Genomic DNA, 26,365 nt, shown 5'->3' with positions numbered 1-26,365 from the left:
ACTCTCTACAGTGACAGCGGAAATCCGTCGGCGACTGCCACGGCCAATTCCAGCAACGCATCCCTGGTGTCCGGCCGGAGCCGGTCCAGACTGATCTCGGCACCCTCCTCCAGGTGCGGATCGAACGGCACCACCTGCACGGCGCGGCACCGACGACCGAAATGGTCGACCACCTTGCGCAGATCGACCTTGCCGGAGCGCGGACGCACCGCGTTGACCACCGCGACGGCGTTGCGCACCAGCTCCTGATGACCGTGGGCATCGAGCCAGTCGAGGGTCGCCGCGGCGCTGCGTGCCCCGTCCACCGAGCCTGAGCTGATCACGACCAGCACGTCGGCATGCGTGAGCACCGCGCCCATCGCCGAATGCAGCATGCCGGTGCCGCAGTCCGTCAGCACCAGGCGGTAGTACGGCTCCAGCACCGCCAGCGTGCGGGCGTAATCCTCGGAGCTGAACGCCTCCGACACCGCCGGATCACTCTCCGACGCCAGCACCTCGAGCTGGCTCTCACCGCGCGAGGTGTAGTTGCGGACGTCGCTGTAGCTGGAGATGCCCTCGGCGTCCCGCAGGAGATGACGGACCGTCGCCGGCGTCTCCAGCGGCACCTTCTGGCTGAGCGTGCCGCGGTCCGGGTTGGCATCCACCGCGATGACGCGGTCGCCGCGGATCGACGCGAACGTCGCCCCCAGCGTCGCGGTGATGGTCGTCTTCCCGACGCCGCCCTTGAGGGACAGCACCGCGATCCGGTAGCAGTCCCGCAGCGGTCGGTTGATCTGTGCGGTCAACCGGTTGCGGTGCAGGGTCTTGGGGCTGTCGCCGGGATTGAGCAGGGTTCCGGTCGCGTAGTACAGCGCCTTGCGCCAGCCGGTCGACGGTGCGCGGCTCGGGCGACTCAGCAGCGCGACCGTGGCGGGGTCCAGGCTCCGCGGCTTCGCGGGTGTCGGCGCCAGAACAGGTGTCACCGCATGTGCGATGACGATGCGGGCCTCCGGCGCCGCGGTGGGCGTGGCGACAGCGACGGGATCAGCCGGGTCCTTGAACCGGCCCTGGGCGCGGAACGAGGTCAAACTCAACCGACCCCTGCGTACGAGTGCAGGCCGACGGTCACCAGGTTGATGAAGAACAGGTTGAACACCATCGCGACGAAGCCGACGACGTTGATCCACGCGGCCTTCTTGTCACGCCAGCCGGCGGTGGACCGGGCGTGCAGGTACGCGGCGTAGACGACCCACGCGACGAACGACACCGTCTCCTTGGGGTCCCAGCCCCAGTAACGGCCCCACGCCTCCTCGGCCCAGATTGCCCCGAAGATGACGCCGAACCCGAAGATCGGGAACGCGAAGATGGTGGTCCGGTAGGCGATGCGGTCCAGGGTCTGGGCATCCGGCAGGCGCTCGATCATCCGGCCGAAACCGTTGTCCTGATGCGCCAGCGGCGACATCTTCAGCAGGAACAGGATGCTGGCGACACCGGCGACCAGGAAGACGCCGGAACCGAGGCTGACCACCGAGACGTGGATGGGCAGCCAGTACGACTGCAACGCGGGCATCACCGGCGCGGCGTTGGTGTACAGCCACTTCCCCGACACCGACAGCAGGATCAGCTCGGGCACCAGGACGAACACCCACAGCGCGCGGAACTGCGGCCTGCGCAGCACGACCGCGGCCGCGATCAACCCGCAGAAGCTGGTCAGGTTGATGAACTCGTACATGTTGCCCCACGGCACGCGCGTGGTGGCCAGGCCGCGCAGCACGATGCACGCGAACAGCATCGCGATGCCGACGTACACGAGGGCCAGACCGACCCGGCCGATGCGCTCGTCCGTGGTGCGCGTGGGGTCCTCGACCACGACGCCCGGCGTCATGCTGTCGGCGCCCACAGCACTGCGGACCGCTGCCCCCACCATCTGCTCTTCGCGCGAGCGCTCATCGGCCTTGCGGCCGCGGCTGTACGCCAGCTCGACCGCGAGCAGCAGCAGCGCACCGACCAGCACGACCACCGACGTGGTGAATGCCCAGTCCGAGTACCGGGCCAGGTCGATGTCGATGTGCTCTGTATTCATCGCTTGTCCTCAATCAACCGCTCTGTGAGCTTTTCGAACTCGTCGCCCCACCCCGAGTTGTCCGTGCGGGCCAGGCCGCCGAGCTCGACGTTGACGGTACCCGGCCCGGCCGACACGATCCGAATCCAAACGCGGCGCCGGCGCACCACCAGCGACACCAACAGGCCGGCCATCATGGTCAGCGCGAACACCAGCACCCACACCTGCGCCGGGTCGTGCGACACCTGCACGTTGATGAACGGCACCGCGCCGTCGAACTTGATGGCGGTGCCGTCGTCCAGCTTGGTCTGCTCGCCGGCCTTGAGGTTGACACGGGCCTGCTTGGTGAGCCGCTTCTGGTCGATCAGCCGGGGGTCGAGCGAGAACAGCGACTGCGGGCGGCCGCTGTCGAGCCCGGTGTCGCCGCGGTAGATGTCGATGGCGACGGCGGGCGCGTTCATCGCCGGGAAGCTCGAGGACAGCAGCTTGCCGTCGAGTTCGGCGGTCGGTGCGAAAAGGCCCTGGATGGCGATCTGGTGCTTGCGCCGCTCGCGGTCGTCGGGGTAGCTGCCGCCCGGCGGGTCGATGCGCGCGACGCCCGACGACAGCAGCGTCAGCGCGTTCTCGGGCTTCCACTGCACCGTCGAGGTGCGGGTCTGGCCGTTCGGGAACGTGACGGTGAAGGTGGGCGCGTAGCCGTGGCCCTGCAGGTAGATGCGCTCACCGCCGATCCGCAGCGGGTGGTTGACCTCCAGCCGGTACGGCCGCCAGGTGCCGCTGACCAGGTCGGCGCCGTCCTGGTAATCGATGTTCGCGGCGAACGCCGTGGCCTGCCCGCTCGGCAGGTACCGGGCGTCGAAGTCGTGGACCCGCAGGCAGCTGGGGTGCAGCGAGGTGCCGTCGACGACGTTGCCGGCGCGGAACGAGTCGAACGCGGCCGGTGAGGCCGAGCAGAACCCCGGCCCGCCGTCGGCGATGACGATGACGTTGCCCTCGTAGCCGAACATCTTGCCGAACGCGATGGCCACCAGCAGGCCCAGCAGCGAGAAGTGAAAGACGATGTTGCCGAACTCGCGCAGGTAGCCCTTCTCGGCCGAAATCTCGCGAGTGCCGTCGTCGAGCGTTCGGGTGGTCTGGCGCCAGCCCTTGAGCCGCCCCGCCATCCGGTCGGCGACGGCGTCCAGCTCACCCGGCACGGTGGCTTCGGCGTGCTTGGGCAGCCGCGCCAGGTTCCGCGGCGCGGGCACCGGCACGGCACGCAGGCTGCGGATGTGCTCGATCATGCGCGGCGTCAGGCAGCCCACGAGCGAGATGAACAGCAGCACGTAGATCGAGGTGAACCAGAAGCTCGAGAACACCGAGAAGGCCTGCACCTTGTCGAGCCACGGCCCGATCGTCGGGTGCTGCGCCAGGTATTCGTCGACCTTTCCGGCGTTGAGCGAACGCTGCGGTAGCAGCGCGCCCGGGATGGCGCCGAGGGCCAGCAGGAACAGCAGCACCAGGGCGGTGCCCATCGACGTCAGCGTCCGCCAGGTGTTGCGGAACAGTGCGACCACCCGAGAGATCGGGCCGGGGCGGCGAGTCTCGCCGCCCGACACGGCGTCGGGCGCGGAAACGTCGGTCATATCGGGAGCCTCACGTTGCTGACGAAGGCGTCGCGCACCCAGGACGTGAAGTCGTTCCACACGCCGGTGACCAGCGCGGTGCCGACGACGATCAGCAGCAGGCCACCGAAGACCTGGATGGCGCGGGTGTGCCGGCGCAGCCAGCCCAGGCCCTGCACGGCGCGGGCCGACCCGAAGGCCAACAGCACGAACGGAATTCCGAGACCCAGGCAGTACGCGATCACCAGCGCGATGCCGCGGGCGACGCTGGCGCCGTCACTGGCCGAGGCCACCGCGATGACACCAGTGAGCGTCGGACCGAGGCACGGCGTCCAGCCCAGCCCGAACACCGCACCCAGCAAGGGGGCGCCGACGACCGTCGACACCTGGCGCGGCGTGAACCGCACCTGACGCTGCAGGGCGGGCACCAGCCCGATGAACACCAGGCCCATCAGCACCGTGATGACGCCGCCGATGCGTTGCAGCAGAAGCTGATTGGCGATGAGGGTCGTGGTCAGACCGAGCACCGCGACCGCCCCCAGAAGGAACACCACGGTGAAGCCAGCGACGAACAACGCCGCCGCGCCGGCCACCCGCCAGCGGGCGGTGCGGACCTTGGTCGTCCCCTCCGCATCGTCGACACCGACCACCGCGGCCAGATACGACAGGTACCCGGGCACCAGCGGCACCACGCACGGCGAGGCGAAGGACACCAGCCCGGCCAGCACGCTCACCCCGAGGGCCACCAAAAGCGGTCCGGCCGCTGCGGTTTCGGCGAAGGAGGTCATGCCCTGCCCTCTTTGGCAAGCCGCTCGACGACAGGCTTGAGGTCGTCGGCCAGCAGTTCCCGCAGGAACACGGCGGCCACCCGGTGCTGACGGTCCAGCACCAGCGTCGACGGGATGACCGTCGTCGGGTACTTGCCGCCGAACGCGATCATGGTGCGCATCGCCGGGTCATAGATGGACGGGAACGTCACCTTGTGGTCGACGACGAAGTCGACGGCGGCCTGTCGGTTGTTGTCGCGCACGTCGATGCCGAGGAACGCGACGCCCTGCGCCTTGGTCTGCTCGTACACCTTCTCGAGCTCGGCGATCTCCGAGCGGCACGGGCCACACCACTGACCCCAGACGTTGATCACCACGACCTGGTCTGAAAAGTCATCCAGGGACAGGGTTTTCGACGGATCCGTGAGCGACGGGCCGCGGACCGCGCCCGGCTTGCCGCGGCTCGCCGGCGGGTCGTAGAAGATGTCGGTCTTGCCGCCCGGCGCCACGAACTCGAAGGTGCCGCCCTGCGCGACGGCGTCGTCACCGGTGGAGCAGCCGACGAGCAGCACGGCCGTCGTCAGGACGGCCGCCATCACTGCCCCGGCGCGGGCCACCAGCGAAGTCACTGTCCGGCCAGCTCCGAGTATCCCCAGCCGACCATCTGGTCGCCATGGAAGTAGAACGACGTCACCGACGCCAGGTTGCACATGCGCTTGGTCGGGAAGTGGTGCAGGTTCTTGCCTAGCATGGCGCGGCGCAGCGTCTCCACCGGCAGCTGATGGCTGACGCACACCGCCTCGTGCCCCATGCCCTTGACCCGCGCCCGGTCCACGGCGGCCGTCATGCGCGCCGCGATGTGCTTGTACGGCTCGCCCCACGACGGGGTCTTCGGGTCGCGCAGATGCCACCAATTGCGCGGGTCGCGCAGCGCGCCGTCACCCGGCGAGACCCGCTGTCCCTCAAACACATTCGTCGACTCGATGAGCTCGGGATCGGTGTCGATGGGCAGGCCGTGCCGGGCCGCGATGGGCGTCGCGGTCTCCTGCGCGCGCTCCAGCGGCGACGCGACGACGTAGACGATGTCGCGCTCGGCCAGCCAACCGGCGACCGCCGCGGCCTGCGCCTGCCCACGCTCGGAGAGGTGGAAATCAGGCTTGCGGCCGTACAGGATCTTGTCGGGGTTGTGGACCTCGCCGTGACGCATCACGTGCACGATCGTCTTGTCGGTCATGCGGGCTCCTGAGCTTGGGCGGCGGCCTGCGCGGCGGCGGGCAGCGCGTCGGCGATCCGGTCGAACGCAGCGTCGTCGAGCGCGGCCGAGACGAACCAGGTTTCGAAGGCACTGCACGGCGGGTAGACCCCGGCGTCCAGCAGGGCGTGGAAGAACGCCGGGTAGCGCCAGGTCTCGGTGGCCTTGGCCGATACGAAGTCGGTGACGGGCGCATCGCCGAAGAACACCGTCAGGAAGTTCCCCGCGCGCGAAATCCGGTGCGCGACAGAGGCTTCGGTGAGCGCTTCGGTCAGCAGCCCGGACAACCGATCGGCGTTGACGTCGAGGGCGCGGTAGACGGCGTCATCGGCGGCGCGCAGCGTGGCCAGACCCGCGGCCATCGCGACCGGGTTCCCGGACAGCGTCCCGGCCTGGTACACCGGGCCGAGCGGAGCCAGCCGTTCCATCACCTCGGCGCGACCACCGAACGCGGCGGCGGGCAGGCCGCCGCTCATCACCTTGCCGAAGGTGAACAGGTCGGCATCGACCGGATCGAGGCCGTACCAGCCGCCACGGCTCACGCGGAAGCCCGTCATCACCTCGTCGATGATGAGCAGCGCGCCGTGCTCGGCGGTGATCTGCCGCAGCGCGGCGTTGTAGCCCGCGGCCGGCGGGACGGTGCCCATGTTGCCGGGGCTGGCCTCGGTGATCACGCAGGCGATCTCATTGCCGGCCGCGGCGAACGCCTCACGGACTGCGTCGAGGTCGTTGTAGGGCAGCACGATGGTGTCGGCGGCGGCCGCCCCGGTGACGCCCGGCGAAGACGGCAGGCCCAGCGTCGCGACGCCGGAGCCGGCGTCGGCCAGCAGCGCGTCGCTGTGGCCGTGGTAGCAGCCGGAGAACTTGATGATCTTGGGCCGGCCGGTGAAGCCGCGGGCCAGCCTGATGGCGCTCATGGTGGCTTCGGTGCCGGAGTTCACGAAGCGGATGCGCTCGACGGGCGCGACGCGGTCGATGATCTCGCGCGCCAGCTCCGTCTCGGCGGGCGTCGGGGCGCCGAACGACAAGCCGTTGACCGCGGTGGTCTGCACGGCCTCGACCACGGCGGGGTGGGCGTGGCCCAGGATCATCGGGCCCCACGAGCACACCAGGTCGACATACCGGTTGCCGTCGGCGTCGGTGAGCCAGTAGCCGTTGGCCGAGGTGATGAAGCGAGGGGTACCGCCGACCGAGCTGAAGGCCCGCACAGGCGAGTTGACCCCGCCGGGGATCACGGTCGACGCATCGGCGAACAGTTTCGCGGAGACGTCGGTAGAGCGCATGGCCACCAGTGTCCCAGCCGCGCGCGAATGGACCAACTACAGGGTGTAGGAGCTGGCTCACGCGGCGGCGGGAGGTCGCGCCAATCCCGGCCGTGGGTAGGCCCGCGACACCTCACGAACCACATCCGTCACGTCCGCGGGGCTCTCCCCCGACACCTTTCGCCAGGAGTCGTCAACTTTCCTTGACGTCAAGGAAAGCTGACGGCTTCGGATCGAACATGTCCGGAGAGGCCCAGCACCCGCCCTAGTTCTGCGGCGTCAGCTTGAAGACCGGGTGGTCGGCGTCGTCGGGCAGCTCGCGCCAGTACTGCTCGACGACCTTGCCGGCCAGCGGCCGGTACGCCGCGATGATCGGCGCCCGGTCCGCGACCGGAATCTCGCTGGCCAGGTAATTCGCCTTGCCGAGCGCCACCACCGGGTTCTCCCGGACGTTCTTCACCCAGGCCGACTCACCGCGCGTCGACACCAGGTACTTCACCCCGTCCACCTCCGGTACGACGACCGGGATGCGCTGCGGCACATGGTTGGAGCTGCGGGTGACCGTCAGGGTCTGGCTCCCGCCGATGCCGGTCAGCCGCGCAATCGGGTTGAAGACATGGACGACGAACCACGGCGGCTTGAGGTAGGCCATGAGCCAAAGCGTATGGCTATACGGCGCTCAGCGCATCGTCCAGAATGTCCAGCCCGCGCTTGGCGTCGTCGATGCTGATGTTGCACGGCGGCACCAGGTGGAAGCGGTTGTAATTCATGAACAGCAGCAGGCCGTTCTGCTTGGCCCGCGCGTTGATGGCGCCCATCTCGGGCGACGACCCACCGTACGGAGCCAGCGGCTCCTTGGTGGCGCGGTCCTTGACCAGCTCGACCGCCCAGAAAACACCCAGACCACGCACGTCGCCGATGATGTCGTGCTTCTCGGCCAGCGCCGCCAGGCCCGGACCGAAGACATCGGTGCCGATCATTTCGGCGTTCTCGACGATCTTCTCGTCGTGCATCGCGGTGATGGTCGCGACGGATGCCGCACACGCCAGCGGGTGGCCCGAGTAGGTGAGCCCGCCGCCGTACGGCTGGTCCAGGAAGCGCTCGAGGATCTTGTCGCTGACGATGACGCCGCCGAGCGGGACGTAGCCGGAGTTGACGCCCTTGGCGAAGGTGATGAGGTCGGGGGTGACGCCGTAGTTGTCCAGCGCGAACCACTTGCCGGTGCGGCCGAAGCCGGCCATGACCTCGTCAAGGATCATCACGATGCCGTACTGGTCGCACAGCTCGCGCACGCCCTGCAGGTAGCCGGGCGGCGGCGGCATGATGCCGACGGTGCCGGGCACCGACTCGAGGATGATCGCGGCGAACGCCGACGGGCCCTCGAACTCGATGACCGACCGCAGGTGAGCCAGGGCGCGCTCGGACTCTTCCTCCTGCGTCAGCGAATTGAACTGGCTGCGGTACAGGAAGGGCCCGAAGAAGTGCGTGGTGCCCTCGGTGCCGTAGTCGTTGCCCCAGCGGCGGACGTCGCCGGTCAGGTTGACCGTCAGCGCCGTGCCACCGTGGTAGCTGCGGTACGTCGACAGCGTCTTGTAGCGGCCGGTGTACACGCGGGCCATACGGATGGCGTGCTCGACGGCGTCGGCGCCGCCGTTGGTGAAGAACACCCGGTTGAAGCCCTCGGGCGCGACCTGGCAGATCAGGTCGGCAGCCGTGGCGCGGGCCTCGTTGGCGTGCTGCGGCGCGATGGTGCACAGCTTGGCGGCCTGCTCGGCGATGGCGGCGACGACCTTGGGGTGCTGGTGGCCGATGTTGGTGTAGACGAGCTGGCTCGAGAAATCGAGGAGACGGTTGCCGTCACCGTCGATGAGGTAGCTGCCCTCGGCGCCGGTGAAGACCATCGGGTCGAGCTTTCCCTGGGCCGACCACGAGTGGAATACGCGGCTGCGCTCCAGGTCATAGATCCGGCGGGCGTCAGCGTTGGCGGGCGCAGGCATGCATCCTCCTCGAAGATGAATCAGCGGGTTACAGGCTGGTGTGCGACACCGCGTCGTCGCCGCTACCGGTCGGTAACTTTACTCGCTCCCCTGGCCACCCCAACCACGATGGCGCACGATGGGGACATGCAGATTCCGCAGTCGGTCGCGCGCTTCAACCGCCGGGTCACGAACCCCATCCAACGGCTGTGGGCCGGCCGCGCGCCGACGTTCGGCATCCTCGAGCACGTCGGACGTAAGTCCGGCAAGCCGTTCCGCACGCCGCTGACGGTGTTCACCACCGACGAGGGCTTCGCCGTCCTGCTGACCTACGGCCCCGACCGCGACTGGCTCAAGAACATCACCAAGGCCGGCGGCGGCAAACTGATCCGGCGCGGCCAGACGTACGACGTCGTCGACCCGCGCGTGGTGAGCAAGGAAGAAGCCGCCCCGCTCATCACCGGAGCGCTGCGTAAAGTGTTTCCGCGCTTGCCTTTTGAGCAGGCCGTGCTGTTGCGCCGGGCTTAGTCCGGCCGCGTCTCGTCGAGCACCTGCTGCACCACGCGCATCGCGCTCAGCGCCGCGGGCGCGCCGCAGTAGCCCGTGGCGTGGATGATCGCCTCGACGATCTCGTCACGGGTGAGGCCGTTGTTGAGGCCGCCCCGGATGTGGCCTGCCAGCTCCTCGTGGGCGCGCAGGGCCGTCAGCATGCCGAGGTTGAGCAGGCTGCGGTCGCGACGGCTCAGGCCCGGCCGGTTCCACACGGCATCCCAGACATGCTCGGTGACGAAGCGCTGGATCGGCTCCGACTCGGTGCCACTGGTGCGGGCCAGGGCGCGGTCGACGAACTCGTCGCCCATCACCTGACGGCGGGTGGTGATTCCGGCGTCGAATGCCGAAGCAGGCTCGCTGGTCATCTCTGGCCTTTCTCTCGATATGGCTGCGGCAGACCGTAGCGCAGCGCCGCCGGGACCGAATTCGGTGAACAGAACGCGATACCGCTCGCGAGTGACCCAGCTCTCAATTAGGTTCTGCGCTATCTGCTCACAGTCAATTGTCAGGAGTGCCCTCGGTGCCCGAAACCGACCGTCCCGAGAGGGTTGCCCCCACCGGGGAACAGTTCCTCGCCATGCAGGCCAGCCCCGAGTTCCAGGAACTGCGAACCAGACTGCGCCGCTTCGTGTTTCCGATGACCGCGTTCTTCCTGGTGTGGTACGGCCTCTACGTCGCGCTCGGCGCCTTCGCCCATGACTTCATGGCCATCCGGGTATTCGGCAACATCAACGTCGGGCTGCTGATCGGTCTGGGCCAGTTCCTGACGACGTTCGTGATCACCGGGCTGTACGTGCGCTTCGCCAACCGGGAGCTCGACCCGCGCGCTGCCGCCATCCGCGAAGAACTCGAGGGCGCATGATGAACACCACCGTGCTCGCCGCCGCCACCGTCGGCAATCCCGTCGCCAACATCGGCATCTTCAGCGTGTTCGTAGTGGTCACGATGGTCGTGGTCATCAAGGCCAGCAAGCGCAACGCCACCGCAGACGAGTTCTTCACCGGCGGCCGCGGCTTCTCCGGCCCGCAGAACGGCATCGCCATCGCCGGCGATTACCTGTCGGCCGCGAGCTTCCTCGGCATCGCCGGCGCCATCGCCGTCTACGGCTATGACGGCTTCCTGTACTCCATCGGCTTCCTGGTCGCCTGGCTCGTCGCGCTGCTGCTGGTCGCCGAATTGCTGCGCAACACCGGCAGATTCACCATGGCCGACGTGCTGAGCTTCCGGCTCAAGCAGCGGCCGGTCCGGTTGGCCGCAGCCACCTCGACGCTGACGGTGTCGCTGTTCTACCTGCTGGCCCAGATGGCGGGGGCGGGCGGTCTGGTCGCGCTGCTGCTCGACGTGAAGAGCCGGGGCGGCCAATCGATCGTCATCGCCGTCGTCGGCGTGCTGATGATCGTCTACGTGCTGGTCGGCGGTATGAAGGGCACCACGTGGGTGCAGATCATCAAGGCCGTGCTGCTGATCACCGGCGCCGCCCTGATGACGGTCATGGTGCTCGGCAAGTTCGGGTTCAATTTCTCCGACATCCTCGGTTCGGCGCAGTCGGCCATCTCGCACGCCACCACCAAAGGCGTCTCCAGCCGCGACGTCCTGGCGCCCGGCGCGCAGTACGGCGGTTCGCTCACCTCGAAGATCAACTTCGTCTCACTGGCGCTGGCGCTGGTGCTGGGCACCGCGGGCCTGCCGCACGTGCTGATGCGCTTCTACACCGTGCCGACCGCGAAAGAGGCGCGGCGGTCGGTCGTTTGGGCCATCGCGCTGATCGGCGCCTTCTACCTGTTCACGTTGGTGCTCGGCTATGGCGCCGCCGCCCTCGTCGGCCCGGACCGCATCCTCAAGGCAGCCGGCGGCGTGAACTCCGCGGCGCCGCTGCTGGCATTCGAACTCGGCGGGGTGATCCTGCTGGGCGTCATCTCGGCGGTGGCGTTCGCGACGATCCTCGCGGTCGTGGCGGGCCTGACCATCACGGCTTCGGCATCCTTCGCGCATGACATCTACGCGTCAGTTCTCAAGTCCCACAAGGTGACCGAGGAGGAGCAGGTCCGGGTCTCCCGGATCACCGCAGTGGTGCTGGGCGTGTTCGCGATCGGGCTCGGCATCCTCGCCAACGGTCAGAACGTCGCGTTCCTGGTGGCCCTGGCGTTCGCCGTGGCGGCCGCGGCCAACCTGCCGACCATCCTGTACTCGCTGTACTGGAGGCGGTTCAACACCCGCGGCGCGCTGTGGAGCATGTACGGCGGCCTGATCTCGACCATCGTGCTGATCGTCTTCTCCCCCGCCGTGTCCGGCACGAAGACCTCGATGATCCCCGGCGCCGACTTCGATTTCTTCCCGCTGGCCAACCCGGGCATCGTGTCCATCCCGCTGGCGTTCCTGCTCGGCATCATCGGCACGCTGACGTCGTCGGACACCGGGGATCCCGAACTGGCCGCCGAGATGGAAGTGCGGTCACTGACCGGGGTGGGCGCGGAGAAGCCCGTCGCGCACTGACCTTCGACCGCCGCTCACGGACTGATGGTTCAGGTGTCAGGCGAGGGCCCGCTGGGACCGCGGAGATGTCGTCGTTCCGCCTTCTGACTCCCAACGCTCTTGAGCGTTGGACGCCTGCGTCCGCGTGGCGCGGTCTCGTGGGCTGATCATGAGCAGCCCGTCGACCGTGCCGGCGTTGCCGGATTGGGCTGCGGTCATCATGGTGGCGTGGGCGTCGCCGGGGTCGGTGCGCGGCGGGATCACCAGCAGTATCAGCCGATCGCGGTCGTCGTCGAGGCCGCGAACTTCGATGGTGTTGCGCGGCTGAAGCCGGTACCCGTCCAGACGTACCGCGCGGCCACCGGTGGTGAGCTTGCGAGGCGCATTCGCCCAGGAGTTCAGGCGATAGGACACGCGGTCAATGCGGCCCAGCCGCACCGACAGCACCGCCAACAAATCCGGCAGCTCGTGGGTCAGGTCATCGCTGCGCGGCCACCACGCCCCGTCGACGTATCCACCATGCGGCGCTTTGGACTTCAATCGCAGGCGCGGTGTGTGCGCGGGCACGGTGCCGTTCGGGTCATTCTTGCGGGTCAGTTGTGGCGTCATGGCGACGCTCCCTTCGGGGTGTATCTCTGGTGTCGGCGCGATCCCACTGAGTCGTTGAGCTGTCCAGCGCGGACCGGCGCCTCGTTGTGGTGGTTGTCGGCGGGTGGTCGCCGACCTCAGGCGGCGCAGGCTGAGGCAGGGGCGTCGCAGCACGACGTAGGTTGCGGTTGGTTCCCGCCGTCCACGCGAAAGCCGCGCTGAGCGCGAGCGCCACGACGACCACGAGGGCCAGGAAAACTGCGTTGCTGGTAGCCATTTCGGCTCCTAGGGTTTGGTGGACGGGACGTGAATGCGTCCCGGCGTCACCGGCGATGGGTCGTGCGTCGCGTCGGACTCCACGGCCGGCGCGATGAGCACAACGACCGATCCAGCGATGACGATCATGACGCCACCTCATTTCGGTGCTATAGGTCCAGTACACGCCCCATTGGCACCGATGTCAACAGCGTAGACCTACTGGATAGGGCTACAGTGAAGATATCCGAACGAAAAACTTACCCGGAGGGTGGTGCTTCATCCGTGACCCCAGAAGACAGCGCCAACCGGCCGATCACCCGTGCGGCGGTCCTGACCAGTGCCCTGGAAATCATCGACCGCGAGGGCGTGGAGGCGCTGTCGATGCGCCGCCTCGGAGAGGTGGTGGGGCGTGACCCCATGGCGCTCTACCGCCATGTGCCGAACAAAGCGGCCGTGCTGGACGGGGTCGTGGAGCTGATCTTCGATCAGCTTTCGCTCGACGCCCCGGCAACGGGCTGGGCTGGTGCGTTACGCAAACTCGGCCACGATTTCCGCGAATTGGCGCGCGCGCATCCCAACGTGGTGCCGCTGCTGGTCACCCGCCCCCTGTCCACACCGCTCGGGATGCGCCCCCCCGGGATCCTGCGGCACCTCGAAGAGGTGCTCGCACTCCTGACCAGGGCCGGGTTCAGCGGAGCCGACGCACTCCACATGTACCGGACGTTGTTCGGATTCCTGTACGGCCACGTCCTGACCGAACTGCAGGAGATCGTCGAACGTCCCGAGGAAACCGATCATGTGCTGCGGCTCGGGCTGTACCGGCTGCCGATCGACCAATTTCCGCACTTGCGTGACCTCGCACCCACCTGGGCCAGTTACGACGGGCGGGCCGAACTCGACCGCGGACTCGACATCCTGCTGGGCGGCCTGGGCGACCGATTCGGTGTGCCTGCAGCCGAGGCCACATAAATCACCAGAACGGAGGTGATCCCTATGTTGATCACCGAAGTAGCCGAATACACCCATCTCAGCGAATCAGACCTGGACGCACTCGGGACCGCCCTGGAGGCCATCCGCCGCGACGTCGAGAATTCGCGTGGCGCGGCCGACAGGGCATATATCCAGCGCACCATCGTGTTTCAGCGCTGCCTGGAGGTTACCGCCCGGCTGTTCATCGCGGCCACCCGAGGCAACTTTGCTTGTGCGCTCGGCATCGTTGCACTGGCCACCGCCAAGACCATCGAGAACATGGAGCTCGGCCACAACATCAGTCACGGGCAATGGGATTGGATGAACGACCCGGAAATCCACTCCAGCACCTGGGAGTGGGACATGGCCGGCGTCTCCTCACAATGGCGATACGCCCACAACTACCGCCACCACATGTTCACCAACGTGATCGGTATGGACGACGACCTCGGATACGGCATCATGCGGGTCACTCCGGACCAGCTGTGGGGCGCCGGCAATCTGCTGCAGCCGCTACGAAATGCCTTGCTGGGCATCATGTTCGAATGGGGCATCGCACTGCAGGGCTGGGAGTCCGAGCAGCGGGGCGCGGCGACGCGCGCCGAGAAATCCGCCCTCACCCGGGCACTGGTCCGCAAGATCGCCCGGCAGGCTGGCAAGGACTATCTGTTCTTCCCCGCGCTGAGCGTTCGCCGATGGCGCCGCACCCTCACCGCGAATGCGGTCGCCAACCTGGCCCGCAACGTCTGGGCCTATGTGGTGATCTGTTGCGGTCATTTCGCCGACGGCACACAGAAATTCACCCCTGCCGCCTTGGACGGCGAGACCAAATCCGAATGGTATCTACGACAGATGTTGGGCACCGCGAACTTCCACGCCGGGCCTGTGCTGGCGTTTCTCAGCGGAAACCTCTGCTACCAGATCGAGCACCACCTGTTCCCCGACTTGCCGAGTAACCGCTACGCCCAGATCGCGGTACAGGTCCAGGCCGTATGCGTCCGCTTCGGCCTGCCGTACACGACCGGTCCGCTCGCGCGCCAGTATCTGCGCACCCTGCGCACCATCGTCACACTCGCGCTGCCGGATCGCGTTGCGTCCGGACGCGATTGCGCGTACGCCGTCGCGCCGCGCTAACTCGCCAAAGGGTCGGTGCGATGCAGATCGCATTCGGCGTGATCGCACCGGCGTTGGTGTGCTAGTCGGTTGTCCCGGCAGCAGTCGGCGAATCGTGCGCGGCGGCGAATCCTTTCGGTCACCCGGCGGCCGTCGGCAGCCCGACTCGCCGCGGGCTCTCCGTTGGTCAGGAACTGTTTTATCGCCGAGCACAGCACCATCGCGGACATCAGAGCCTCGCACGTGCGGCAGCCGAAACGCCGATCACATCATCGAGATCGTGGACGGTCATGGTCCAACCTCATCAATCCCCCGATGTCCAGTACACGCCCGCTGCCGCGGCGTTGTCAACGCTGTCGCCAGGACGGGCGACGTATGCGCGGACCTCTACCCGTGCAGATCTACCGCATCGACCCCGCGACCGGCTTGCCCGCCTGACCTTGCAACGCGGCCGGCAGGCTCGGCACGAAATGCCGTGCGGCGAAAGCACGGATCTCGTCGGCGCTGTCGAGCGCCTCGACGCTCGGCAACAGCAGCACCATCGCGGCGTAGCGCAGGATGGTGTCGGCCAGGTCGTTGACGGCCTGTTCACCGATCCGGTCGGCGAAGCCCTCCGGGAAGATGACGCGCAGCGCGGCCGCCATCCGGCCGACCGCGGCACCGTAATGCCGCTGCATGAGTTCGATGACCAGTGCGGGTTCGTCGAGCATCATCCGGTTCAGCACCCGGTGCCGCCGGAATCGCAGGATCGAGAGCGTGAATGCCTCGACATACAGATCCGACTGTGGCCCAGCATTTTTCAGTTCACTCGCGATGTCGTCGAACAGCACGACGTTCTCGCGCTCGACGACCGCGGCGACCAGCTCGTCGCGGTTCGCGAACCGTCGGTAGATGGTGGTGCGGCTGACGCCGGCCCGGCGCGCGACGTCGTCGAGGGCGACGCGGCGGAAGCCGTGCTGCTCGAACTCGACGAGCGCGGCGTCGAGGATCGCGGCCGTCGCGTCAGCGGGCACGCGCATAGCCCTTCTGCGCAAAGCTGTTGTACCGCACCGACATCGGCAACCGGTCCCACACCCAGTTCACCGGCTTGGTGCGCCAGGCGGCGGCGAACAGCTGGTAGGCGCGTTCCTGCCGGTCGGACCAGGGCAGCTCCAGCAGGTCCCGCGCCCGCGGCGGGAGCCCACCGGTGGTCAGGAACGCCGCGACGGGGTTGAACACCACCGCGATGACGCGCCACACCGCCGGGTTGACGGCCTTGGGCGCCGGAAAGCCTTTGGTCACATAGCCGACGCCGTACCGGGCCGTCTTGTGCGGCACCGCGACCTCGTTGATCATCCGGTTCCAGTACTCCTCGAATTCGGCGTAGGTGGCCGGCATGGGCCGGTCACTGACGCCGTAGCGGCGGTACCAGGTCTTGGACTCCAGGTAGATCTGTTCCTTCTCGGCGTCGGTGAGCCGCTTGACGAAGGTGTCCGCGAAATACAGCACCTGCTCGACGAACGTCGCATGCGCCCAGTAGTAGGTCTCCGGGTCGAGCGCGTGGTAGCGGCTGCCGTCGGGCATATCGCCCTTGATCTCGCGGTGGAAGTCGCGGACCTGGGTGCCGGTGTTGGCGTCGTCGGTGCCGTAGACGGTGCGGAAGATCGGCGGCAGCGATCGCTTGACCCGCGCCGAGGTATCCGCGAAGAACACCGAATGGTCCAGCACGCCCTGGCCCAGCTGGGCGAGCATGTTCTGCAGCACCGCCGGCCGCGGGCCGATCAGGTACATCCGGTTGTCGCCGAAGTACTTCCACACCAATGAGTCCGGCCCCAACGGCAGGGCATCGACCAGCTCAGACTGCTCCGCAAGTTCGGTCATGCGGAACAGTGTTACAAATTTTGCACTCTGTAACAACCCCCATGTTCTCATTTCCCGCGAGCGTGCGTGTCTGCGCGCGACACGCCGTGGCCTCCGTGCAAAAACGTCCCGCTCAGGCCTGCTGAGCGGGACGTTCGTGTACATCGGATGCGCCGTGTCGCGCGCAGACTCCCCCGCAAGCGGGAGGTGCCTCAGCACGGTCGCCGACTTATTTGAGCGGCAGCCCCGTGATCGCGCGGGACATCACGAGCCGCTGAATCTCGCTGGTGCCCTCGAAGATCGTGAAGATCTTGGCGTCGCGGTGCCACCGCTCCACCGGGTAGTCGCGGGTGTAGCCGTTGCCACCCAGAATCTGGATGGCCTCGTCGGTCACGTAGACCGCGGTCTCGCTGGCGACGAGCTTGGCCATCGAGCCCTCGGCGTTCTCGAACGGCAGGTTGTTGCGCGCCATCCAGCCAGCCCGCCACACCAGCAGTCGCGCCGCGTCGATGCGGCACTTCATGTCGGCCAGCTTGAAAGCGACGGCCTGAAAGTCGCCGATCTTGCGACCGAACTGCTCGCGCTCCTGCGCGTATCCCAGCGCGTACTCGTACGCCGCACGGGACACCCCGAGCGCCATGGCCCCGACGGTCGGCCGCGTCCGCTCGAACGTCTTCATCGCGACCTGGCCCGCTGAGCTCTTGCCCTCACGGGTGCGGGCCACCCGCTCCTCGAACTTCTCTCGGCCGCCGACGATCAGGCGGCCCGGCAAGCGGACGTCGTCGAGCACGACCTCGGCGGTGTGCGACGCCCGGATGCCGTGCTTCTTGAACTTCTGTCCCTGACTGAAGCCCTTGGTGCCCGGCGGGATGATGAAGCTGGCCTGGCCACGCGATCCCAATTCCGGGTAAACCGAGGCAACGACGATGTGCACGTTGGCGATTCCGCCGTTGGAGGCCCAGGTCTTGGTGCCGTTGAGCACCCATTCGTCGGTGGCCTCGTCGTACCGCGCCCGGGTGATGATCGACGAAACATCTGATCCCGCACCGGGTTCCGACGAACAGAACGCGGCGAGCTTGGGCTCGTTGATGTCGCCGTACATCTGGGGCAGCCACTCACCCAGCTGTTCCATGGTGCCGTTGGCCGCCAGCGACGCGGCAGCCAGACCGGTTCCCATGATCGACATCGAGATGCCGGCGTCGCCCCAGAACAACTCTTCGACAGCGACGGGCATGCCGAGCCCGGTCTCCTCGGCCGTCTGAGCAGCAAAGAACTCCATGGAGTACAGGCCGACCTTGGCCGCCTCCTGCAGGATCGGCCACGGCGTCTCTTCGCGCTCGTCCCACTCCTCTGCGGCGGGACGGATCACGTCGGCAGCGAACTCGTGAACCCAGTCGCGGACCTGGCAGACGTCAGCAGACAGTTCTAGCGAAAAAGACATGGGCGACACACTACTTGGCGCGCCGCCACCTCGCCGTCCCCACTACGGCGAGCACCCCGGCCAGGGTCGCCAGCAACAATGACAACGTGATGAACGACGGGTCGTAGAGCACCGACGTCTTCACCGGCTCGCCGGGGATCACCGGCGCGACGTCGGCGATCGACGACGCGGCCAGCCAACTCACGACCGACCCGACGGCGGCCAGCACCGCCGCCACGAGTGCGCCGGCCGCGATGATCTTGTCGCGGCTCATTCGTCGTCGTCCTCGCCGAGTTCGCGCACACCCAACGCCTCCAGCTGGCCCCGCAACCCGCGATGGCGCCGCGCCCAGGCCTGCCCGCTGCGCTCACCGGTCAGCTTGACGCCGATCCCGGTGCGGCCGCGCGGAACGCCCGTGAGCTCCCCGAACGCCCGGTACGACTGCCAGCGGGGCACGTCAGCGCCTCTGGCCTCCGGGAACATCCCGATCATGTCCGCGACCCGCACGGACTCGGTGCCTTGCCGCAGGTACTCGGGCGTCAGCTCGACCGAGGTGTGCAGCCGCGCCGCCTTGACCTGCAACCCCAGGAACCCGGTGACCAGGACGAGGAACACCACCGGCACCAGCGGGTCCACCCGGTGCGCCGACCACAGCTGCGTCGCCGCGATGGAGGCACCGGAGAACGGACCGAGCGCCAACCACCACCAGCTGGCACCGACCTCGTGGAAGAGAATCTGCTCGGCGTCGGTGTCAGTCGGCGCGTCCGTCATGCGTTGGCCTTTCCGTCGAACCACGTCTGCGCCGCCGGCCGGGTGATCGAGACCGTGCCGCCGATCAGCGGCAGCAGCGCCAACAACGACAGCAGCTGCGCCACTCCCAGCAGTGCGAGGAGGCCGACGACGATCACGATCGCCATGGACAACGCGACCGCGGCCCGACGAAACCGGTTGTCCCCCGAGCGGGCCCGGCCGGCGGAAAAAGCCATGGCGGCGCCGGCGAGGGCGGTGATGGCGCCGAAGCCCAGAACCAGGCCACGGTAGGCGGCGGGCACCTCCGCGGTGGCGGTCAACATGCCGCCGACCATCAGCAGCACCGCGGCCACCACCCAGCACCAGAAAGCGACCGTGACGGCCTGCGGACGGGCGGGCGCGGAGGGCGTGGGCTCAGTCATATCCGGGCCAGCCTAGCGGGCCACATGTGCGTTCACGTCGACCTGGGCGCCCGCGAGCGGCCCCGAAATGCACGCTTCGCGCGGCGCGCCGCCGTACAGACACGGCCGCTCGCGGGAAGTTAGCGGACGAAGTAGGCGTTCGAATCGGGGCGGTGCAGCAGGTACACGCCGCCGCCGATCAGCACGGCGCCGCCGATGCCGCACACCGCGTAGCCCAGCGCCGCGGCCGCACCGTGGTAGTTGGCGAACAGGTTGGTGGTCAGGTACAGGATCGTGGCCGCCGACCCGCCGGTGAGGATGCTGCGCGCCCACCGGTAGCCCTGGCGCAGCAGCACCAGGAACGTGGCCACCAGGACCACGATGATGAACAGCATCAGGCCGGACACCGCGTACGCGTAGCCCGACACCTCCCGCTCGGGCGTCGTCAGCAGGTTGATGACGTAGCCGATCACCGACAGCGGCAGCGCGGCCGTCCACAGCCAGAAACCGGTGACGACGTCCTGCGGCATCTCGTGCGGCTCGGGTGCGGGCCCATCGGGCCCCGGACCCTGTTGCGGCGGGTACTGCGGGTGGTAGGGGTTCTGCGGGTCGTGCGGGTTGAGTGGGTTCACCGCAGCCAGCCCGCGACGTCCGTCGCCCAGTACGTGAGGACGATGTCGGCGCCGGCGCGCCGAATGCCGACCAGCGACTCCAGGACCGAGGACCGCAGGTCGATCCAGCCGTTGGCGGCGGCTGCGCTGATCATCGCGTACTCACCCGAAATCTGGTACGCCGCAACGGGTACCGGCGAAATCTCGGCAGCGGCGCGCACCACATCCAGGTAGCTCATCGCCGGCTTGACCATCACCATGTCGGCGCCTTCGGCGAGGTCCAGCTCGATTTCGCGCACCGCTTCGCGGGCGTTGCCCGGATCCTGTTGGTAGGTACGACGATCGCCCTGCAGGCTCGAGCCGACCGCCTCGCGGAACGGGCCGTAGAACGCCGACGCGAATTTGGCGGCGTAGGCCAGGATCGCGACATCGCTGTGCCCGGCGTGGTCCAGCCCGTCGCGGATCGCCGCGACCTGACCGTCCATCATGCCGCTGGGACTGACGACATGTGCGCCCGAATGCGCTTGCGCCACGGCGAGTTTGATGTACTGCTCGTTGGTGGCGTCGTTGTCGACGCGGCCGTGCACGTCCAGCACGCCGCAATGCCCGTGATCGGTGAATTCGTCCAGGCAGGTGTCGGCCATCAGCACCGTCGCGTCGCCCAGGTCCGAATTCAGGTCGCGCAGCGCCACATTCAGGATGCCGTCGGGGTTGACGCCCTCGGAGCCGGTGGCGTCCTTGTCACCGTCGCACGGGATGCCGAACAGCATCAGCCCACCGACACCGGCCTCGACGGCTTCGGCCGCGGCGCGGCGCAGCGACTCCCGGGTGTGCTGCACGACACCGGGCATCGCGCTGATCGGACGCGGCTCGGCGAGCCCGTCGGCGACGAACAGCGGCAGCACCAGATGCCGTGGCTCCAGCGAGGTTTCGGACACCAGACGGCGCAATGCCGGGGTGGTCCGCAGTCGCCGCGGCCGATGCCGTGGATAGGACACAGGAATGCCTCCTCGTTCGCCGAAACCGCATTCCGGCAGGCAGAGTGCGAGTACCCGCCTGCTGGAATGCCGTTTCGATCGAGTTTAGCGGCGCCGGCTCTTCTTGCGCGGAGGCGGCAACGCACCCTCGGCGCGCAGGCGAGCGGCGTGCTCGGCCAGCGCCTCGACCAGCGGGCCGACGGCGGCGGTCTCCGGCTGCACGTCCACGCGCAGGCCGAATTCGGCTGCGGTTTCAGCGGTTTTCGGGCCGATGCAGGCGACGATGGTCCGGGCGTGCGGCTTTCCGGCGATACCGACCAGGTTGCGCACCGTGGAGCTCGAGGTGAAGCACACGGCGTCGAAACCACCGGTCTTGATCATCTCGCGGGTGTGCGCCGGTGGCGGTGCCGCCCGGACGGTGCGGTAGGCCGTGACGTCCTCGATCTCCCAGCCGCGCTCGCGCAGGCCCTCGGCCAGCGTCTCGGTGGCGATGTCGGCACGCGGCAGCAGCACACGGTTCACCGGGTCGAAAATGTCGTCGTAGTCCGGGAATTCGTCCAGCAGGCCCAGCGACGACTGCTCACCGGCGGGCACCAGCTCGGGGTTGATGCCGAACGCGCGCACCTTGTCCGCGGTGGCCTGACCGACACACGCGATCTTCACACCGGAGAACGCGCGGGCGTCCAGACCGAACTCGTTGAACTTCTCCCACACCGCACGCACCGCGTTGGTGGAGGTGAACACGACCCACTGGAAGCGGCCGTCGACCAGACCCTTGACCGCACGCTCCATCTGGGCGGGGCTGCGCGGCGGCTCGACCGCGATGGTCGGCACCTCGATCGGCAGGGCGCCGTGGCCCACCAGTCGATCGCTCATCTCGCCGGCCTGGTCCTTGGTGCGCGGCACCAGCACGGTCCAGCCGTACAGCGAGCGGCTCTCCCACCAGTTCAGCTTGGCCCGGTGCGCCACGGTCTTGCCGATGGTCACGACCAGCGGGCCCGCCAGCGGACCGACCGGCTCAGGGCCGACGGGCTTCTCCAGCACGGCCTTGTCCAGCAGCCCGGCCAGCGTGGTCTCGATGGACCGCTGCTGGCAGGTGGTGCCGTTGGCGGTCACGACGCACGGGGTGCTGTCGGTGAGGCCGTATTCGATCAGGGTGCGGGCGGCGTCCGGCAGGTGCGACACCGTCGCGTGCAGGATCAGCGGCCCGGGAGCCGCAGCCAGCGCGGCCCAGTCGACGTCACCACGGACGTCGGCCACGGTGTGCGACGAACCGACGGGCAGACCCGCGTAGGTCGGCACCGCCGTCGACGACGGCAGGCCGGGCACCAGCTCGAAGTGCGCCGCGGTCTTGGCCAGCGCGTTCACCTCGGTGATGACGGAGTCGACCGACAGCGGGTCGCCGGCGACCAGACGCACCACATCGACGCCGGTCTTCGCCTCGGCGATGAGCAGCTTGGCCACCTCGGTGGGGTCGCCCAGCGCGGGACGGACGTCGACACCGTGCGGGAACGTCATGGTGGGCGCGGCGGCCGGGGCCTTGTCGGCCGCGGCCTCGTCAGCCTTCGGTTCGGCGGCCGGCTCGGCGTCGGCCGGGTGCGGCCCGGACGTCGGCGGCAGATCGGTACCGATCAGCGCCAGCACCGCCTCGGGCACATCAGGGTCGGTGAAAACCAACGCCGCATGCGCCAAGACGTTCCGCGCACGCGTCGTCAACAGGCCCGGGTCACCGGGGCCGGAACCGACAAAGGTGATGCGGCCAGGCTTGTGCTGCTTACGCACTCGGGTCGTCATCTCTCACTCCCGCTCTACAGTCCGCTGATCCAACACGTCGCGCGCACCCAGGTCGAACAACTCCGCGGCCAACGAGAGCCCCAGCTCCCGTGCCCGTTCGGGGGTCCCGATCCCGGACGCCCGGATCACGTCGGATCCGTCCAGAGCCGCCACGCAACCGCGCAACGACAGCTCTTCGAAGACTCGGCCGTCCTCGTCGATGGACTCGACCACTTCAGCGATCGCACCCACCGGCGCGGAACAACCCGCCTCCAGTTCGGCCAACAGGACTCGTTCGGCAGTGATCGCGGCACGCGTGTCGGGATCGTCCAGCTTTCCCAGCAGCGTCGCCAGCTCGGTGTCACCCACTCGGCACTCGACCGCGAGGGCGCCCTGCGCCGGCGCTGGCAACATCTGCACCGGCTCGAGGCTCTCGGTGACGGCATCGAGCCGTCCGATACGGGCCAGACCCGCTCGGGCGACGACAACAGCGTCGAGATCACCACTACTTACCCTGTTCAACCTGGTATCTAGGTTGCCTCGTAGGGGGCGGATTTCCAAACCGAGACCCAGTGCTCTAAGCTGTGCGGCCCGTCGCGGGCTCGACGTGCCGATCACAGAGCCCGCCGGCAACTCTCCGAGCACCAATCCGTCGCGCGCCACAAGAGCGTCCCGCGGGTCTTCGCGCGGCGGCACGGCGGCGATGACGAAACGCTCGTCGGGCGCCGTCGGCAAATCCTTGTACGAGTGCACCGCGACGTCGATGCGGCCGTCGGCCATGGCGTGCCGCAGTTCGGCGGTGAACACACCGATGCCGATCTCGGCGACGGGCGCCTGCGACCGGTCGCCGTCGGTGCTGATGATGACCAGCTCCGCGGGCTGCCCCAGAGCTACCAGGGCGTCACGGATGGTGCCGGCCTGTGTGGTCGCCAGAAGGCTGCCCCTGGTGCCGATCCGGACAACGTTTTCGAGGGTGGATACCAAACCGGGTTACTCAGCCTTGTCGTGGTGGGAATGCGGCTCGCCGGCCGCCAAATCTGGTGCCATCAAAGGCAGTTCGCCAGCCGACACCGCGTCGATGGCCTGCGGGTCGAGCTCGAACAGCTCCCGTAGCGCCTCGGCGTAGGTGTCACCGCCGGGCGCGCTGGCCAGCTGCTTGACCCGCACCGTCGGCGCGTGCAGCAACTTGTCCACCACCCGACGCACGGTCTTGGCGACCTCGTCCCGGTGAGCGGCGTCGAGTCCCGGAACCCGGTTGTCGAGCCGCAACAACTCCGCCTCGACGACGTCCGCGGCCCGCTGGCGCAGGGCGGTGACGGTCGGGGTGACCTCGGCCATCCGCTGGCCGGCCAGGTAGCTGGCGACCTCCGCGGCGACGATCGAACGGGCCGCTTCGGCGTCCGAGGCAGCAGCCCGGGCCGACGGTTCCCGCTGGATGCGGTCCATGTCGATCATGTGCACGCCCGGCAGGCCAGCAATCGCGCCGTCGACGTCGCGGGGCATGCCCAGGTCGCAGATCACCAGCTGGCGGTGCTCCGGGCGGTTCATCAGTCCGCGGTGCGCGTCGGCCAACGACACCACCGGACGCACCGCGCCGGTACACGCGACGACGACGTCGGCATTACCCAGCGCGACGGCGATGTCGTCCAGGGTGTGCGCGGCGGCTTCGACGCCGTGGGCCTTCAAGTTCTCGACCATGCGCTCGGCCCGCGGCAGCGAGCGGTTCACGACCTCGACGCGGGCGATCCCGGCGCGCGTCAGATGCGCGGCGGCCAGGGCGCCCATGGAGCCGGCGCCGATCACGGCGGCGTTCAGCCCGGTCAGCGAGGTGAGCTTGGACTTGGCCATGTCGAGCGCCACCGACACCACCGAGGCACCGGCGGCGTCGATCCCGGTCTCGGAATGCACGCGCTTGCCGACCGACAGCGCCCGCTGCGACAGCTCGTGCAGGGTCCGGCCTACGGTCTGGTGCGCCTCGGCCGACGTGTAGGCGCGGCGCACCTGGCCCAGCACCTGCGCCTCACCGATGACGGCCGAGTCCAGGCCACTGGCGACGGCGAACAGATGCTCGACGGCCGCCTCGGCGTACCGCACGTAGGCGTACCTGGTGAGATCCTGCAGCGACATGCCGGACCGCTCGGAGAGCACCGAGCCGATCACCGAGAGCCCGCCGTGGAAGGCGTCGACCACCGCGTACACCTCGACCCGGTTACAGGTGGAGAGCACCATGGCCTCGGTGACCAGAGAGGACTGCAGCAGCAACTCGATGATCTTGGCCTGTTCGGCCTCGTCGGTGCTGAGCTGCTCGATCACGGAAACCGGCGCGCTGCGGTGTGAAACCCCGAACAGCAGGACGCTCACGGCCTCATCACCTCGTAGCACCTCCGTTGGGCAAGAAGGTTTCCCGGGCCTCTTCTGGCCGCAGGAACGCCATCAAAGCTAGCCGCTCACCAGCCCGCCGACCAAATTTGCTATACGCACGCCCGGCCCCGGGGCACACGTGCCGAGCGGACTGCTTCGCCCGGTCAACCTGCCAGGTCGGCCCGCAGCTGCTCCTCGTCGACCTCCCAGTAGCTGTGCTCAACGTCATCGAGGAGCACCACGGGCAGCCGATCGCCGAATTCCGCGCGCAGGGCCGTGTCCCCCGCCGCGGCCAGGACATCGACGTCCGTGCTCGTCAGGACGAATCCGAGCTCGTCGGACAACTCCACCAGCTGAGCCGCCGCGCGCTCGCACATGCTGCAGCCGGCCCGGGTGAGCAACGTCACGCGGTGGCTGTTCCCTGATCGATCCACGCGCAACAGTATGGCGTGACCTACTGTTGAACCGTGTCCGAATCCAGCCCCGTGACTGCCGACGAGCCCACGGGCACGCCCGTGCCCTCCGGAGCTGATGACGCCGCTGAACTCGATGCCGCCGAGCGTGATTCCGGAGCCGACGAACCCGCCGCCCCGGTGCTCCCGCCACCGCCCGACCTCACCGCGGCGGCGTTCTTCGACGTCGACAACACGCTGGTGCACGGCTCGTCGCTGGTGCACTTCGCCCGCGGCCTGGCCGCCCGCGACTACTTCAAATACTCGGACCTGGCCCGCTTCGCCTACGCGCAGGCCAAGTTTCAGGTCACCGGCAAGGAGAACAGCGACGACGTCGCCGCCGGTCGACGCAAGGCGCTGTCCTTCATCGAGGGCCGGCAGACCGCGGAACTGGAAGCCCTCGGCGACGAGATCTACGACGAGATCATCGCCGACAAGATCTGGCAGGGCACCCGGGCGCTGGCGCAGATGCACCTCGACGCCGGCCAGCAGGTCTGGCTCGTCACCGCGACGCCGATGGAGCTGGCGCAGACCATCGCCCGCAAGCTGGGGCTGACGGGCGCACTGGGCACCGTCGCCGAGTCGGTCGACGGCGTCTTCACCGGCCGGCTGGTCGGCGACATCCTGCACGGGGTCGGCAAGGCGCACGCCGTGCGTCAGCTCGCCATTCGCGAGGGCCTGAACCTGCGCCGCTGCACCGCCTACTCGGACAGCTTCAACGACGTGCCGATGCTGTCGCTGGTCGGCACCGCCGTCGCGATCAACCCCGACGCCGCGCTGCGCGACGTCGCGCGCGAACGCGGCTGGGAGATCCGCGATTTCCGGACCGCCCGCAAGGCCGCCCGCATCGGGGTGCCCTCGGCGCTGGCCCTGGGCGCGGTCGGCGGAGCGCTGGCGGCCATGGCGTCGCGCAAGAGCAACTAGGGA

29 protein-coding genes are annotated in these 26,365 nt (G+C 68.3%); 6 read left to right on the top strand and 23 right to left on the bottom strand.

Annotated features, from left to right (window positions below):
• Positions 1-5: 5 nt before the first annotated feature.
• The 9 genes from H289_RS30445 to H289_RS0112935 all read right to left on the bottom strand — a co-directional run bounded on the left by H289_RS30445 (position 6) and on the right by H289_RS0112935 (position 8,923).
• A complete protein-coding gene (locus H289_RS30445) occupies positions 6-1,073 on the bottom strand; it encodes a nucleotide-binding protein (protein WP_141772269.1) in 1,068 nt (355 codons plus the stop codon).
• Positions 1,070-2,062, bottom strand: coding sequence for a c-type cytochrome biogenesis protein CcsB (gene ccsB, locus H289_RS0112970; RefSeq protein WP_020101228.1), 993 nt, complete (start codon positions 2,060-2,062; stop codon positions 1,070-1,072). The genes H289_RS30445 and ccsB overlap by 4 nt, the downstream gene beginning before the upstream one ends.
• Positions 2,059-3,555, bottom strand: a complete 1,497-nt coding sequence (locus H289_RS0112965) for a cytochrome c biogenesis protein ResB (RefSeq protein WP_051128491.1) — start codon at positions 3,553-3,555, stop codon at positions 2,059-2,061. Before H289_RS0112965 ends, ccsB begins: the two co-directional genes overlap by 4 nt.
• A 107-nt stretch (positions 3,556-3,662) precedes the next feature.
• Entirely contained in the window at positions 3,663-4,433 is a 771-nt protein-coding gene (locus H289_RS0112960) for a cytochrome c biogenesis CcdA family protein (protein ID WP_020101226.1), read from the bottom strand.
• On the bottom strand, positions 4,430-5,008 hold the full coding sequence (locus tag H289_RS0112955; protein ID WP_036420539.1) for a TlpA disulfide reductase family protein: 579 nt from the start codon (positions 5,006-5,008) through the stop codon (positions 4,430-4,432). Before H289_RS0112955 ends, H289_RS0112960 begins: the two co-directional genes overlap by 4 nt.
• A 29-nt stretch (positions 5,009-5,037) precedes the next feature.
• Positions 5,038-5,646 carry a histidine phosphatase family protein gene (locus H289_RS0112950; protein ID WP_020101224.1) on the bottom strand — a complete coding sequence of 203 codons (609 nt, stop codon included), beginning with the start codon at positions 5,644-5,646 and terminating at the stop codon, positions 5,038-5,040.
• Complete coding sequence (gene hemL / locus H289_RS0112945; RefSeq protein ID WP_020101223.1) at positions 5,643-6,947, bottom strand: glutamate-1-semialdehyde 2,1-aminomutase; 1,305 nt, start codon at positions 6,945-6,947, stop codon at positions 5,643-5,645. Before hemL ends, H289_RS0112950 begins: the two co-directional genes overlap by 4 nt.
• A 244-nt stretch (positions 6,948-7,191) precedes the next feature.
• Entirely contained in the window at positions 7,192-7,578 is a 387-nt protein-coding gene (locus H289_RS0112940) for a pyridoxamine 5'-phosphate oxidase family protein (protein ID WP_020101222.1), read from the bottom strand.
• Positions 7,579-7,594: 16 nt separating this feature from the next.
• Complete coding sequence (locus tag H289_RS0112935; protein WP_020101221.1) at positions 7,595-8,923, bottom strand: aspartate aminotransferase family protein; 1,329 nt, start codon at positions 8,921-8,923, stop codon at positions 7,595-7,597.
• 126 nt (positions 8,924-9,049) lie between these two features.
• Here H289_RS0112935 and H289_RS0112930 point away from each other — a divergent pair, with 126 nt between their 5' ends.
• Complete coding sequence (locus tag H289_RS0112930) at positions 9,050-9,430, top strand: nitroreductase family deazaflavin-dependent oxidoreductase (protein WP_029105164.1); 381 nt, start codon at positions 9,050-9,052, stop codon at positions 9,428-9,430.
• On the opposite strand, the gene H289_RS0112925 is transcribed toward H289_RS0112930, so the two are convergent.
• Positions 9,427-9,819: a carboxymuconolactone decarboxylase family protein gene (locus H289_RS0112925; RefSeq protein ID WP_020101219.1), complete on the bottom strand. Its 393-nt coding sequence runs from the start codon at positions 9,817-9,819 to the stop codon at positions 9,427-9,429. The two genes, H289_RS0112930 and H289_RS0112925, sit on opposite strands and share 4 nt — an antisense overlap.
• A gap of 155 nt (positions 9,820-9,974) precedes the next feature.
• On the opposite strand from H289_RS0112925, the gene H289_RS0112920 reads away from it, so the two are divergent.
• Together H289_RS0112920 and H289_RS0112915 are read left to right on the top strand one after the other, a co-directional pair.
• On the top strand, positions 9,975-10,316 hold the full coding sequence (locus H289_RS0112920) for a DUF485 domain-containing protein (protein ID WP_020101218.1): 342 nt from the start codon (positions 9,975-9,977) through the stop codon (positions 10,314-10,316).
• Positions 10,316-11,947, top strand: a complete 1,632-nt coding sequence (locus H289_RS0112915) for a monocarboxylic acid transporter (RefSeq protein WP_020101217.1) — start codon at positions 10,316-10,318, stop codon at positions 11,945-11,947. The genes H289_RS0112920 and H289_RS0112915 overlap by 1 nt, the downstream gene beginning before the upstream one ends.
• Positions 11,948-11,983: 36 nt before the next feature.
• Here the strand turns inward: H289_RS0112915 and H289_RS30440 are convergent, their stop codons facing one another.
• Complete coding sequence (locus H289_RS30440) at positions 11,984-12,535, bottom strand: DUF5994 family protein (protein WP_020101216.1); 552 nt, start codon at positions 12,533-12,535, stop codon at positions 11,984-11,986.
• A gap of 519 nt (positions 12,536-13,054) precedes the next feature.
• Here H289_RS30440 and H289_RS0112900 point away from each other — a divergent pair.
• Both H289_RS0112900 and H289_RS0112895 read left to right on the top strand, forming a co-directional pair.
• Positions 13,055-13,741, top strand: a complete 687-nt coding sequence (locus H289_RS0112900; RefSeq protein WP_020101214.1) for a TetR/AcrR family transcriptional regulator — start codon at positions 13,055-13,057, stop codon at positions 13,739-13,741.
• Positions 13,742-13,765: 24 nt separating this feature from the next.
• Positions 13,766-14,875 carry a fatty acid desaturase family protein gene (locus H289_RS0112895; protein ID WP_020101213.1) on the top strand — a complete coding sequence of 370 codons (1,110 nt, stop codon included), beginning with the start codon at positions 13,766-13,768 and terminating at the stop codon, positions 14,873-14,875.
• A gap of 380 nt (positions 14,876-15,255) precedes the next feature.
• On the opposite strand, the gene H289_RS0112890 is transcribed toward H289_RS0112895, so the two are convergent.
• From H289_RS0112890 to H289_RS0112835, 12 genes are all read right to left on the bottom strand, one after another.
• Positions 15,256-15,873, bottom strand: coding sequence for a TetR/AcrR family transcriptional regulator (locus H289_RS0112890; RefSeq protein WP_020101212.1), 618 nt, complete (start codon positions 15,871-15,873; stop codon positions 15,256-15,258).
• Complete coding sequence (locus tag H289_RS0112885; RefSeq protein ID WP_020101211.1) at positions 15,857-16,714, bottom strand: oxygenase MpaB family protein; 858 nt, start codon at positions 16,712-16,714, stop codon at positions 15,857-15,859. The genes H289_RS0112890 and H289_RS0112885 overlap by 17 nt, the downstream gene beginning before the upstream one ends.
• 208 nt (positions 16,715-16,922) lie before the next feature.
• Positions 16,923-18,134 carry an acyl-CoA dehydrogenase family protein gene (locus H289_RS0112880; protein ID WP_020101210.1) on the bottom strand — a complete coding sequence of 404 codons (1,212 nt, stop codon included), beginning with the start codon at positions 18,132-18,134 and terminating at the stop codon, positions 16,923-16,925.
• Between the two features lie 10 nt (positions 18,135-18,144).
• Positions 18,145-18,387 carry a hypothetical protein gene (locus H289_RS0112875; RefSeq protein WP_020101209.1) on the bottom strand — a complete coding sequence of 81 codons (243 nt, stop codon included), beginning with the start codon at positions 18,385-18,387 and terminating at the stop codon, positions 18,145-18,147.
• Entirely contained in the window at positions 18,384-18,884 is a 501-nt protein-coding gene (mce1N, locus tag H289_RS0112870) for a transport-regulating membrane protein Mce1N (RefSeq protein ID WP_020101208.1), read from the bottom strand. The genes H289_RS0112875 and mce1N overlap by 4 nt, the downstream gene beginning before the upstream one ends.
• On the bottom strand, positions 18,881-19,285 hold the full coding sequence (locus H289_RS0112865) for a hypothetical protein (RefSeq protein ID WP_020101207.1): 405 nt from the start codon (positions 19,283-19,285) through the stop codon (positions 18,881-18,883). Before H289_RS0112865 ends, mce1N begins: the two co-directional genes overlap by 4 nt.
• A 119-nt stretch (positions 19,286-19,404) precedes the next feature.
• Complete coding sequence (locus tag H289_RS0112860; RefSeq protein ID WP_020101206.1) at positions 19,405-19,896, bottom strand: hypothetical protein; 492 nt, start codon at positions 19,894-19,896, stop codon at positions 19,405-19,407.
• Positions 19,893-20,873 carry a porphobilinogen synthase gene (hemB, locus tag H289_RS0112855; RefSeq protein ID WP_073695371.1) on the bottom strand — a complete coding sequence of 327 codons (981 nt, stop codon included), beginning with the start codon at positions 20,871-20,873 and terminating at the stop codon, positions 19,893-19,895. The genes H289_RS0112860 and hemB overlap by 4 nt, the downstream gene beginning before the upstream one ends.
• An 84-nt stretch (positions 20,874-20,957) precedes the next feature.
• Positions 20,958-22,646: a bifunctional uroporphyrinogen-III C-methyltransferase/uroporphyrinogen-III synthase gene (locus H289_RS0112850; RefSeq protein ID WP_020101204.1), complete on the bottom strand. Its 1,689-nt coding sequence runs from the start codon at positions 22,644-22,646 to the stop codon at positions 20,958-20,960.
• Positions 22,647-22,649: 3 nt separating this feature from the next.
• The gene (gene hemC / locus H289_RS0112845; RefSeq protein WP_020101203.1) at positions 22,650-23,609 is read right to left on the bottom strand and encodes a hydroxymethylbilane synthase; all 960 of its coding nucleotides are present in this window, start codon (positions 23,607-23,609) and stop codon (positions 22,650-22,652) included.
• A 6-nt stretch (positions 23,610-23,615) separates the two neighbouring features.
• Positions 23,616-24,986: a glutamyl-tRNA reductase gene (locus H289_RS0112840; protein WP_020101202.1), complete on the bottom strand. Its 1,371-nt coding sequence runs from the start codon at positions 24,984-24,986 to the stop codon at positions 23,616-23,618.
• A gap of 164 nt (positions 24,987-25,150) precedes the next feature.
• Entirely contained in the window at positions 25,151-25,420 is a 270-nt protein-coding gene (locus H289_RS0112835; RefSeq protein ID WP_036420486.1) for a glutaredoxin family protein, read from the bottom strand.
• Positions 25,421-25,453: 33 nt separating this feature from the next.
• Between H289_RS0112835 and H289_RS0112830 the strand changes: the two genes are divergently transcribed.
• Positions 25,454-26,362, top strand: a complete 909-nt coding sequence (locus H289_RS0112830) for an HAD family hydrolase (protein ID WP_020101200.1) — start codon at positions 25,454-25,456, stop codon at positions 26,360-26,362.
• The last annotated feature ends 3 nt before the right edge of the window (positions 26,363-26,365 follow it).

It is taken from the genome of Mycobacterium sp. 360MFTsu5.1, assembly GCF_000383495.1.
In the GTDB taxonomy this organism is placed as follows: domain Bacteria; phylum Actinomycetota; class Actinomycetes; order Mycobacteriales; family Mycobacteriaceae; genus Mycobacterium; species Mycobacterium mucogenicum_B.
Note: the sequence above shows the minus strand (reverse complement) of the source record. Positions and strands in the feature narration are given on the sequence as shown.